Source organism: Clostridium sp. 'White wine YQ', assembly GCF_028728205.1.
In the GTDB taxonomy this organism is placed as follows: domain Bacteria; phylum Bacillota; class Clostridia; order Clostridiales; family Clostridiaceae; genus Clostridium_T.
Window position 1 is genome coordinate 406,713 of the sequence record NZ_JAQYUU010000003.1, and the last position, 11,326, is coordinate 418,038.

Sequence of the window (11,326 nt, forward strand, 5' to 3'; positions counted from 1 at the left end):
GGGCATAAGCCCTTGGCATAGAGAAAATAGTTTATATTAATGATTTGAGGTGTAAAGTCATGTACGTTAATAATATTAATTCCGTAAATTCAATAGCTATAATTCCTAATTCATATAGCAGTGAAGGCAACGTAGTAGAAGCTGCTTCTAATGACATAGTACAAGTTAACAGCGATGCTATTGAATTTAGCTTAAATTATTCCAAGCCAGTGTTATCAACCCTAGATGATATTAAGAACACATTTAGTAAAACTAATTGGATAGATTTAGCGGACAACTCATCTATTTCAGATTATACAGTAAAGTATGGAGACATTTTACATGACATAATGTCAAATCCCGAATTTGATGATAAACAAATAGAAAGTTTAACTAAAGTTTTAGACTCTTCTTTTAATGACTATGCTGAAAATATAGCAGAGAAACTATCAAAAAACATTTCAACTTTTTTTAATCTGCCATACAATGCAGAGCAAATATATACTGCCCAGGGTACTGATATGGGCATAACAGGTGAAAAAATTATTAATAAAGATGAATTGAAGGAAAATATTTATAATATGCTTTCTGCATCAAAAATCTTTTATAGAAATAACTCAGATGGAACAAAAGATGAACTTGAACAATTTCTTAATGACAAGTTTTCCGAAACTCAAAATATTAATAAGCTAAGCTATAAAGACTTTACAGCATTAGGTAATACATTGAGTGCTTATTATAAAGCTGATAGAGCTGCATATTACGATACTAATTATAACAGTCCTTCTAGAAGGTTGGATTTAATGAATACTGCTTTAAGCAGTTTAAAGACCTCAAGTGCATCACAAACATTAGTGAATGCATTTGAAAAAACAACGCAGCAAAATAACAACTATTTCATCAGGATGAATGCATATAGAGAAGTAAGAATTGGGTTTGAAAACAACTTTGATAATCTTATTAATGATTATATAAAATATTCAACTAAGTTAGATACTCTAAAAGAGCGTAGGAAAGAGATTATTGAAGAGCACGAAAAGGAGATACAAAAATTCGAAGAAAAATTTAGGAAGCAGATGCTTCAACTTATGCTTCTAGGTCTATCAAATGGTCAAGAGCAAATCCAAAACATGCAAAAACTACATGAAAACAAGCTCAATAATCTTTCTAAACAAGAAGTAGAAATTGAAAACAGGCTAAAAAGCATTGGCGAAAATCTAAGAAAGAATTCGGAGGAATACTCTAAATTCCTGAAGTCTCCAGCTTCCTACATTGATAGCTATTTAAATAATTCTGAATCAAATGGCCAGAATTTAGAGAAAGATAGTAAAAACAATAAATAAAAATCTAATATAAAGACTCTAGCAGCTTTTGCTAGAGTCTTTAACTTTGTCATAATGAGTTGAATTGAACTTACTGTAGCCGCTTACCCCCTCTTCATTTTCAAATTCATTATTTACTTCTTCGCTATACAAAAAAGACATCTTATTCTTCTATACATTTTAGCTTTTAAATCTATTATCTCCGTACATTTTCTTCTTATCATTAACCCCTCAATATATTAGACACTGTACTTTGACTTATTCCTAGATATGTAGCTATGTCATCTTGAATAAGTCCTTTAGTATGCCTAAGATATTTTACTAATTCATCCCTTTGTTCTGTAGTATAATATAATGGAATATTAATGTATTCGTTACTTATAACTCCATTCGGTGCAACTATCTTTATAAATATCTTACCATCAACAGTTCTTACCTTCATAAACTTTTCTCCTGTTGAATGCTTTATCCCCATATTAAAGCTTTCTATTTGATTTTCACTTAAAAATGGTTTTTTATTTATAAAATTTTCTGTTATTTCTGGAAACATATTACTTACCTCTTATATATTAACTTATTAAATTAATATCAAAATAATATTAATCTGATAAGTATTCTTTCCATAGTAATTCTGCCTTATTCATATACCATTATTTAAATCTAATATCTACAATACTTCTTAATGAAACAAAGAAGGCACACCCTTTAAAGCTATTCCTTCTTTGTTACTTAGATATCTTGTTAAGTTATTATCTAAATTAACCTTAATTTAAAACTTATACTAGGATTTTTCCTCTCCTTAGCTTCATAATATCATATTCGATTATTCATTTCAGTATCCAATGTTTATTTAGCCCCATTGTTTTTATATATCAACATCTAAATATAATGTATTTATTCCAATATTTTTTAACATAAAAGAAGAAGGTGTACCCTCTATAGTTACGCCTTCTTCTTTATCAAGATAATCAATTAACTTATCCTTAATATTTAATTTTATTGAACCAATTTCACTTAATTTATTAATTGTTATTTCTGATATTATCATATGAAATGATTTCTTCTGCTGTTGTCTTTTAATATTACCACTTATTAAAACTTTACTAAAGTTCTCCATGATACTTTTAATAAACTCACATGATATTTTCTAGCTAACATCATCTGATAAGGTAACTATTAATGGAACTTTCTGTTCTTCAAGATCTTTAACCTTGTTACTTAATTCTTCTTATCTAGTTTATATTTGCTTAATTATTCATAAACTAAAAAAGTACCAACATTATGGCTACAAGTACTCTTAATTAATTAATTAATTAATTATTTATACATTACTTATGATACACTATTCTAACTAGTAAAACTTCCCTAAATTAACTTATGCTTATGCTTATACTTAACAAAAATTGCACTCACTTATGGTACGATTCTCCATATCAGTAGTAAGTGAGGTTTTTGCATTATTTTAAAATTAAGATTATGTTTTTTGGTCTTGATATAGAAGTCAAAAGCAAAGAAAAAGTGCCACTCCTGCAAGAGTAGCACTAAGTTTTTCTTGTTTATATACTATCAAATCTTTATAAAAAATAAACATTTATGTTTTTAAATTAAAATGCTTATATAAATACTGGTCGGCATACTAACGCCAATTCCCTTATTTTTTTCTTTGAAATTAATTATTTAAGGTCGGATATGCTTTACTAATCCCACTTCTTTGAATTTTCTTTATAAGCTTATTATAAAGAAAACTTATTAAAAGTAGTACACCAAAATATAGTGATAAAGAAATAAGCTTGTTATCAAAAATTCTAAGTAAGCTATATTTCCACATAAGAACCCCTTCAAATAGATATATTTCATAAGATATTGAACCAATAAACTGAAGAAACCTGGATACAAAATTATAATATCTTAGCAAAACAATTAGTATAATCAGGAGCAATGAAAATGAAGTATTCGTTAATATATATAACTTTAAACTTAAGGTTATATATTTGCTAAGAATAATAAATAAGAAGAAAAAAACAACTGCAAATAGTAAAAATAAATATACTATATTCTTTTTATAAAAGTAATCTTTTATTTTCTCTGAATATAATGCTAATAATACTCCAATTGGAAAAGAAAATGCACTAAGCTGCCAATTATATGATAAGTCAAGTAAATACCCACTAAAATGACCTCGATAAATTAAATAAGAAAAACAAAATAATAATAAAACCCTAATATAATTCTTGAGCGGAAGCCTAAATGTTATATAAAATATTATATAGCAAAACAAAATCATTGATATATACCACATCGATGCATCAATACTTCTTCTACCATCAATGCCCATTAATACTAGAATGATAGTTTTGGGAGAATAGCTTTTATGAAAATATAACCAATCAATTATAATCCAAACTAAAGTAACAACAGAGTAAGGTATTAAAATTGATGTAATCCTTCCAATTAATGTTCGAAAACTTATTCCATTACTTAAATAGGATTTTGTTATACCAAAACCAGATAATATTAAAAATAATGCTACCCCCCATGCTCCGGCATAAATTAGATTAGGAACAATAAAAATATGTTTATCAATAGACATATGTCCAAGAATAACAAGGATAATAGCTATACCCTTTAATTCCTTCGTGCACAGTTTATCAAGTGCTATACTTTTCTCAATAGCTTGTCCTGTTCTTTTAAATGACAATAATGCTATTCCGATTAATACTAATAATATGGCCATTCTGTCTAATTTCCCCCACTTCTATACATGTATTTAGGACTAAGGTTCTTCAAGTTCTCTTACAGATATGCCTTTAGTCCTATATATTATATCACATAGCTTTTTCCTAGCACATAATTCTTCATAATCATGGTATAATTCTAAAACATACTCCTTTTATACATCATTTTAAATTTAAGATTAAAATTCTTTGTCTTGATATAGAAGTCAAACGCAAAGAAAAAAGTGCCCACCTACAAAGAGTTGCACTTTTTCTTAATTAATATTAACTATATTAAAACCTTGTTTTCTACTCTCTTCAATAAAGTTTTCTCCATCAATATGAATACAATAAACTTGATTTCTATATTCTTTAGGTACTAATTCACATAACCTTCTTAATGATGTATGAACATTGTCTTTTGAATCATCTAAACATGTATCATGATATACTAAATTTCCATCCTTTAAAAAATCAACTATATCAATATTAGTCTCATAGGCGTCTCCACTATAAAATATATTATTTCCTATATCAAACTTTAAAGTATAAGAGTAAGAATTAAGAGCTTTCACGTGTTTCGCCAACCTTGAATTTATACTTAAACTTAATGATTCAATTCTATTATGAGAATCTACCACCATAAAACTCTCATTTTCCTTTAAGCCTAGTAACTCTAAAAATAATTTCATTCTTTCTTTTTCACTAAAATACACTTTTGATATTATTTTATATTTCCAATAACAAAATCCAACAAACCCGCCTAATGACCCAATATGATCTGAATGCATATGCGTTATTAATATATGAACTTCTTCAACTCCGTCCATTAAGTTTTTCTCTAAAATTTTCTTAAATACAGTTTCCCCACAATCTATTAATAATAACGTTTTGTTTTCTTTAATGTAAGCTGATGTATTAGCTTCTATAGAATGGTATCCCGAACCTCTACCTAAAAATTTCAATGCATTCATATAAATACTCCTTTTTAAAATTATAAATTAATACTCTTATAAACATTAATATTGAAAGTATCCTTAGTTAAGCTGAAATATCCTATATCTATACTAGTAGGTATACTCAAACCTATTTTCTTATTATCTTTTACAATATCTAAAATGTTTAGAACTTTATCATATTCTATATTTTCTAAAAATCTAATAATTGTGATATGAGCTCCCCAGGGCATCTTAAGTTTAATATTATATTTATTTGCTTCTCTTTCAATAGCATCTAAATACTCTTTAAAGTTTTCATTTGGAGTTCCTGCAACTATTATTGAATCTTGGTTAATTAAACATTCACTATAATTTATTTTCGTATCTTTTATTAATACTCTATTATTACTAGCTATATCAGATATCAATTCTAAGTCATCATTAATTAGCTTAAATCCAACACCTTCATTATAAGTTGCTAAAGTTGTATGAATATTACCCTTATCATACTTAATACATTTAACTTCTTTATATATTTTTGAAGTAATATTTTTAATATTATTAATTATATTATCAGGATGTCTTAATGCTATAATATATCCACCTTTATTTTCTTGAATATTGGGTTTTAATCCTTCTACCATAACCTTTGATGTATCTCTAAATTCAGAATATATTTCCTCCTCATTCTCTAAAAACTCATCATAGTTCAATTAATTTCTCCTCAATATAAAATGCTACCTTTATTACTATATTCTTCTCATTCCCTTACTTTCCTGCAATTAAAAAACTACTCATTTTGAGTGTAGTTTATATGATACCATTAAAATCATTGGCTATTGCTGCTATATTAGTATATATAACTTATAAAAAAAGATATGTTCTACTAATGTTATAAATAAATGAGGCTTTTTGTTTAAATTCGGTTTAAATAAATGTGATATGTTATAATTGTTAAATATTGAGCGTAAGGTTACTTTTCTAGTACGTAAAGAAAGGAGTCAATACATAAAATGAATAAGCTATTAGTCGTAGATGATGATCCTAATATTCGTGAGTTGATTGTATTATTTATGCAGAATGAAGGATTTGATGTATATGAAGCTTGTGATGGATTAGAGGCTCTAACTAAACTTGAAAGTATTAAAGTAGATATGGTTATTCTTGATGTAATGATGCCTAACATAGATGGGTGGGAATTATGCTCTGAGCTTAGAAAGTATTATGATATTCCTTTGCTTATGCTTACAGTTAATGGAGAAACAAGCCAAAAAGTCAAAGGGTTTCAATTAGGAGCAGATGATTATCTTGTAAAGCCCTTTGATCCTTTAGAACTGGTTGTCAGGGTAAGAGCTTTACTAAAGCGCTATAAAATCACCGCCTCCAATACAATCCAGGTCGGAGAATTGTTTATGAACCAGAAAACCTATGAAGTATTATTAAACGGTGAAGGCTTAACCCTTCCCCTTAAGGAGTTTGAGCTTCTATTTAAACTTGCTAGTTACCCTGGAAAGACATTCTCCAGAGACCAGCTCATTGAAGATATATGGGGTTATGATTTTGACGGAAACGAAAGAACTTTGGATGTTCATATAAATAGACTCAGGGAACACTTTTCAGACAAAGAGTATTCTTTTAGAATAAAAACTATACGCGGTCTTGGATATCGTTTGGAGGTTTACTGATGAAAAGAAAAGATATGATTCTAAATTGGCTTGGAGTAATTTTTACGATTATTCTGTTTATAGGATGTTTTGTATCAGCTTTTTATCTTACCTCATTTGTTTACAATAAAATCGGATACAGACCTCAAAACCTATTAGCTCAGATTATAAACTCCTTGTTAGGGTTGTTTTTTGCCTTAATAATACTCAAAGTTGCGTTAATGTTTGATGAACATAAGTCAGGTATATTCGATTCAGTTATTACTGCCCAAAAGAGAATTGCAAGAGGAGATTATAATGTAAATTTAAATAGCAATATTGAAGGATTAGGGCCTTATAGCGAGCTCGTAGATAGTGTAAACTATATGGCTTTAGAATTAAGTAAGATGGAGAAAATGAGACAAGAATTTATTTCAAATGTATCTCATGAAATTCAGTCTCCTCTAACTTCCATCCGAGGTTTTGCACAGGCTCTTCGTAATGACAACCTCACCCCTGAAAATAGAGTTCACTACTTGAACATAATAGAAGCTGAAAGCATGCGATTATCCAAACTTAGTGATAATCTATTAAGACTTGCATCCCTAGAATCAGATACTATTAAGGTTGAACCAAGAACCTACCGTTTAGATAAGCAGCTAAGGCATATCATTTTATCTTGTGAACCACAATGGGTAAATAAGAATATTAATATGGATATTTCTTTGGAAACAGTTGAAATTCATGCAGATGAAGATATGATGAATCAAGTATTTATAAACCTAATTAATAACAGTATCAAATTCACACCTGAAGGCGGGAGTATAAGAATTAATTTGTGCAACACGGGTGATACAATTGACTTTAGAATAACTGACACTGGTGTAGGAATTGCTGAGGATGACCAAGCTCATATTTTTGAGCGTTTTTTTAAAGGAGATAAATCGCGAAGACCGGCAATAAAAGGCAATGGTTTAGGTCTTTCAATTGTTAAAAAGATTGTTGATTTACATCATGGTACTATAAAAATTCAAAGTAAATTAGGAGAAGGTGCCACATTTACAGTATCATTGCCTAGTAACCTTAATATATAAAGAAATTTTTAATAAAAACAACCTTACTATACGTAATAAGTAAGGTTGTTTTTTAGTTTAAATTCAGTTTACAAACTGGATGTAATATTAAAAACATAGTTAGTAAAGGAGGATTTTTAATATGAGAAATGTGATTCAGGTTAATAATTTGATGAAACAATATAAAAAATCTAATAAGATTTCAGTGGATAATATCAGTTTTAATGTAGAAGAAGGACAGTTTTTTGCTTTTTTAGGGCCAAATGGAGCTGGTAAGTCAACAACAATATCAATTTTGACAACAATACGCTCAAAGACAAGTGGAAATATTTCTGTTGCAGGTTATGACTTGGAGCATCATGCAAATAAAATTAGATCTAATATAGGTGTCATTTTTCAGAATCCTAGTCTTGATTTGGAATTAACTGCTGAAGAAAACATAAGAATGCATGTCAGTATCTATGGCACCTATAAGTTTCGACCATTTTACAAAATGATGCCTAAGGCATATAAACAGCGTATTGAGGAACTTGCAGAAATAGTAGGTCTTAAAGAAAATCTCTTTAAGAAACTAAAAACATTTTCGGGTGGGATGAAACGAAAATTAGAAATTATCCGTGGATTAATGCATAATCCTAAAATACTGTTTTTAGACGAGCCAACACAGGGATTGGATGCTGAAAGCCGAAACTCCCTATGGGAATATATAAACAAACTTCGCTTGGAGAAAAATATCACTATCTTTTTAACTACTCACTATTTGGAGGAGGCAGAAGGTGCTGATAGAATTTGTATTATGAATAAAGGAAAAATTTTGATGATAGGACCACCTGAAGAAATTAAGAATAAACTGCTTCTTGAAAAGTATATGTACATTGACGCCCATGATAGGGATACTCTAAAAAAGGAGTTATCAACATTTGGAGCATCATTCACGGAAACAGAGCATGGACTTAAGGTTGCATATGAGGAGCAAACCCCTCAACAATTACTGTCTAAGCTTACAATAACTCTTTCAAAACTGAATATTAATAAGCCTACCCTTGAAGAAGCCTATTTGAAGTTAATAAAAGAGGAGTGTGAATTATAATGATATTAATAACTAGAGAAATCAACGCATTAGTGACTATCGCCGCAAGAGAGCTTATGAGACTTCTCAAAAGCCCCGGTTCCATAATTGCAAACATGGTTTTCCCAATGATATTTCTTGGTTTTATGGGTGGCAGTCTTTCACAAAACTTAGCGGGTAATGTAGGATATAATTTTCTACAGTTCGTTATGATCGGTATGATTGTTTTCAACTTATATCTTGGGACAGCCAGCGGTATAACCTCCTTGGTTGCAGAGAGGGATATGAATTTAACCCAGGAATTTTATGTAGCTCCCATTTCTAGGTATACAATTATTTTAGGAAAGATGATTGGCACTAGTTTAGGAAGTTTGGTTTCTTTGATTGGTGTTTTAATAGTAGCTATATTTATGAAAATACCTTTTGGCGGCATGCAAATGTTGAGATTGTTTTTAATTACCCCCATATTTTGCTTAGTTGGTGCTTCTCTTGGTATGTTATTCATAGGTTTTGTTCAAGATGTAAAAGTTGCACAAATGGGTGCAATGATTATAGTTATGCCACAGATGTTCTTCTCAGGTACAATAATACCAATATCTCATTCTACCGGTATTATAGCTTTCTTGGCAAAACTTATGCCATTGACATATCTAAATGATTTAGCTAGAAGTGTTTTCTATTGGCAAGATTCCATTTATGAACTAGCTGTTTTACATCATCCACTAATTAATATATCAGTTATTGCAACTTTCTTTCTTGCATTCTCAATCATTGGTACGATAATGTTTATGAAATCTGAATTAAATAGGTGATCAGAATAGTTAACCCGATCAGTCTGCTACAGACCGATTTAAAAGTCGTTTAATGCATATAGGACTTGCTATTATAAAGCAAGTCCTTTTTTATTAATTTAATATTATTCATACTACTAATCTTTTTATTTTATAAACTTCAGGTGTTAGAAACTTCAATAAAAAACTCTACCATTTATCATACTCTGCATTGTTTATTTTCAAAAAATATATTAAACTTTTCATATGGGTATGTAGATAAAGTTTATCTATAATAAACTATAGTTAAACTGCCAAGCTACATGTCTAAATATAATTATAATAAGTGAAAAAGGCAAATCATGGGAAACCATGAGACGCAAAGCCAAGGGCCTGAACCACGACTTGTACTTTTCGTGGATGGCAGCCGGTTGCCACAAGGATATAGCTTTTTTAGCTTGTGTATCTTGTCTAAAATTCATATCTCTTTCCCTTTTTCACTATGAAAGGTAGGGACAATCATGAAAAAACGTTTTTTGGGCAGTTTTCTATTTTTAGTATCACTGCTACTGGCGTTGCAACTAGTATTTCCTTCGGTATATGCTTCGGCATCAACTACCAACAATAACCTGTTGCCGCCAAGTAATCTATCCATCCAACTCACAACACCAAGTGATGTAAAACTTACATGGAGTTCTGTATATCAAGCCACTGGTTATAATGTGTATGGAATTCTTGACGGTCAGCTTAAACTACTTGGCACTACAACATCAACATCCTATACTATTAATAGCCTTGCAGAAGGTTCGTATAGCTATGTTGTTTCAACATTAAGTGCTGATGGAGAATCTGGCCCGTGTGCTCCCGTTTCAATTAATATCACTTATCCGACTATGTCAGCACCAATAAATTTCACTTACAAAATACAAAATGGCAACGATGTGGTTCTAAGTTGGACAGCATCTCAATATGCTCAAACTTATAATCTCTATCAAATTGCTGCAGATGGTCAACATACTTTAGTTGCTTCCATGCAAGCATCTACATATACAATACCTAAAGCAGCTGAAGGAAACTACACATATGCAGTTTCTTCTGTGAATTCCCTTTACGGTGAATCTTCACTCTCAGCACCTATAGAGGTTCAAGTGATTTATCCAATTATGACAGCTCCAAGTAATTTTACTTATTCCATGTCCAATGGTAATGATATAGCCTTAAAATGGAATGCTGTCAATTATGCAACTAACTACAAAATCTATCAAATTGTCGATGGCCAAAAAGTTCTTAAAAGTACAGTTACAGGGACAAGCATATCATACACTAATATACCTGCTGGTAATTATATGTACGAAATTCACTCCTATAGCGATCGATTTGGTGAATCACTAGTTGGAAGTCAAACCTCCTTTAATTTAGTTCCACCAACAATGCAGGCACCAAGTAATTTAACATATACCATTACAAACGGGAATGATATAACCTTAAAATGGGGAACTGCTTATTATGCAACAGGGTACAAAATCTACCAGATTGTTAATGGTCAAAAATCCTTAATAAGTACATTGACTGGAACAACTGTAACATATACCAATATGCCTGGTGGCAATTATATATATGAAGTTCACTCCTATAGTGATCGTTTTGGTGAATCACAAGATGGAAGTCAAACCTCCTTTAATTTAGTTCCACCAACAATGCAGGCACCGGACAATTTGACATATACCATTACAAATGGAAATGATATTACATTAAGTTGGACAACTATTCCTTATGCAACAGGGTACAAAATCTACCAGATTATTAATGGTCAAAAAG

At 30.1% G+C, this 11,326-nt stretch carries 11 protein-coding genes, 1 pseudogene and 1 riboswitch; of the genes and pseudogenes, 6 read left to right on the plus strand and 6 right to left on the minus strand.

Going from position 1 to position 11,326, the window contains the following annotated elements; all coding sequences use genetic code 11:
• Positions 1-59 precede the first annotated feature (59 nt).
• A complete protein-coding gene (locus PTZ02_RS14145) occupies positions 60-1,322 on the plus strand; it encodes a hypothetical protein (RefSeq protein WP_274228450.1) in 1,263 nt (420 codons plus the stop codon).
• Positions 1,323-1,340: 18 nt separating this feature from the next.
• Here PTZ02_RS14145 and PTZ02_RS14150 read toward each other — a convergent pair whose 3' ends face one another.
• The 6 genes from PTZ02_RS14150 to PTZ02_RS14175 form a co-directional block, all read right to left on the minus strand.
• Positions 1,341-1,463 carry a hypothetical protein gene (locus PTZ02_RS14150; RefSeq protein WP_274228451.1) on the minus strand — a complete coding sequence of 41 codons (123 nt, stop codon included), beginning with the start codon at positions 1,461-1,463 and terminating at the stop codon, positions 1,341-1,343.
• A gap of 61 nt (positions 1,464-1,524) precedes the next feature.
• Positions 1,525-1,851 (minus strand): helix-turn-helix domain-containing protein, encoded by a 327-nt coding sequence (locus PTZ02_RS14155; RefSeq protein ID WP_274228452.1) that lies wholly within the window; start codon positions 1,849-1,851, stop codon positions 1,525-1,527.
• A gap of 315 nt (positions 1,852-2,166) precedes the next feature.
• A complete protein-coding gene (locus PTZ02_RS14160) occupies positions 2,167-2,418 on the minus strand; it encodes a hypothetical protein (RefSeq protein WP_274228453.1) in 252 nt (83 codons plus the stop codon).
• Positions 2,419-2,970: 552 nt separating this feature from the next.
• Positions 2,971-4,035, minus strand: a complete 1,065-nt coding sequence (locus PTZ02_RS14165) for an acyltransferase family protein (protein WP_274228454.1) — start codon at positions 4,033-4,035, stop codon at positions 2,971-2,973.
• Positions 4,036-4,290: 255 nt separating this feature from the next.
• Positions 4,291-4,989, minus strand: a complete 699-nt coding sequence (locus PTZ02_RS14170) for an MBL fold metallo-hydrolase (protein ID WP_274228455.1) — start codon at positions 4,987-4,989, stop codon at positions 4,291-4,293.
• Between the two features lie 20 nt (positions 4,990-5,009).
• Positions 5,010-5,666, minus strand: a complete 657-nt coding sequence (locus tag PTZ02_RS14175) for a hypothetical protein (RefSeq protein ID WP_274228456.1) — start codon at positions 5,664-5,666, stop codon at positions 5,010-5,012.
• A 300-nt stretch (positions 5,667-5,966) separates the two neighbouring features.
• Here PTZ02_RS14175 and PTZ02_RS14180 point away from each other — a divergent pair, with 300 nt between their 5' ends.
• The 5 genes and pseudogenes from PTZ02_RS14180 to PTZ02_RS14200 all read left to right on the plus strand — a co-directional run.
• A complete protein-coding gene (locus PTZ02_RS14180) occupies positions 5,967-6,638 on the plus strand; it encodes a response regulator transcription factor (protein WP_274228457.1) in 672 nt (223 codons plus the stop codon).
• Complete coding sequence (locus PTZ02_RS14185; RefSeq protein ID WP_274228458.1) at positions 6,638-7,690, plus strand: sensor histidine kinase; 1,053 nt, start codon at positions 6,638-6,640, stop codon at positions 7,688-7,690. Before PTZ02_RS14180 ends, PTZ02_RS14185 begins: the two co-directional genes overlap by 1 nt.
• Before the next feature lie 121 nt (positions 7,691-7,811).
• The gene (locus tag PTZ02_RS14190) at positions 7,812-8,759 is read left to right on the plus strand and encodes an ABC transporter ATP-binding protein (RefSeq protein WP_274228459.1); all 948 of its coding nucleotides are present in this window, start codon (positions 7,812-7,814) and stop codon (positions 8,757-8,759) included.
• Positions 8,759-9,550, plus strand: a complete 792-nt coding sequence (locus tag PTZ02_RS14195; RefSeq protein WP_274228460.1) for an ABC transporter permease — start codon at positions 8,759-8,761, stop codon at positions 9,548-9,550. The genes PTZ02_RS14190 and PTZ02_RS14195 overlap by 1 nt, the downstream gene beginning before the upstream one ends.
• A gap of 302 nt (positions 9,551-9,852) precedes the next feature.
• A riboswitch (cyclic di-GMP riboswitch) is annotated at positions 9,853-9,947 on the plus strand.
• 97 nt (positions 9,948-10,044) lie between these two features.
• A pseudogene (locus PTZ02_RS14200) lies at positions 10,045-11,326 on the plus strand (OmpL47-type beta-barrel domain-containing protein); the annotation flags it as partial.

Bases quoted from the DNA above. Each gene is read 5' to 3' on its own strand.
- PTZ02_RS14145 (WP_274228450.1), top strand. From the start codon at position 60: ATGTACGTTAATAATATTAATTCCGTAAATTCAATAGCTATAATTCCT.
- PTZ02_RS14150 (WP_274228451.1), bottom strand. From the start codon at position 1,463: ATGTCTTTTTTGTATAGCGAAGAAGTAAATAATGAATTTGAAAATGAA.
- PTZ02_RS14155 (WP_274228452.1), bottom strand. From the start codon at position 1,851: ATGTTTCCAGAAATAACAGAAAATTTTATAAATAAAAAACCATTTTTA.
- PTZ02_RS14160 (WP_274228453.1), bottom strand. From the start codon at position 2,418: ATGGAGAACTTTAGTAAAGTTTTAATAAGTGGTAATATTAAAAGACAA.
- PTZ02_RS14165 (WP_274228454.1), bottom strand. From the start codon at position 4,035: ATGGCCATATTATTAGTATTAATCGGAATAGCATTATTGTCATTTAAA.
- PTZ02_RS14170 (WP_274228455.1), bottom strand. From the start codon at position 4,989: ATGAATGCATTGAAATTTTTAGGTAGAGGTTCGGGATACCATTCTATA.
- PTZ02_RS14180 (WP_274228457.1), top strand. From the start codon at position 5,967: ATGAATAAGCTATTAGTCGTAGATGATGATCCTAATATTCGTGAGTTG.
- PTZ02_RS14185 (WP_274228458.1), top strand. From the start codon at position 6,638: ATGAAAAGAAAAGATATGATTCTAAATTGGCTTGGAGTAATTTTTACG.
- PTZ02_RS14190 (WP_274228459.1), top strand. From the start codon at position 7,812: ATGAGAAATGTGATTCAGGTTAATAATTTGATGAAACAATATAAAAAA.
- PTZ02_RS14195 (WP_274228460.1), top strand. From the start codon at position 8,759: ATGATATTAATAACTAGAGAAATCAACGCATTAGTGACTATCGCCGCA.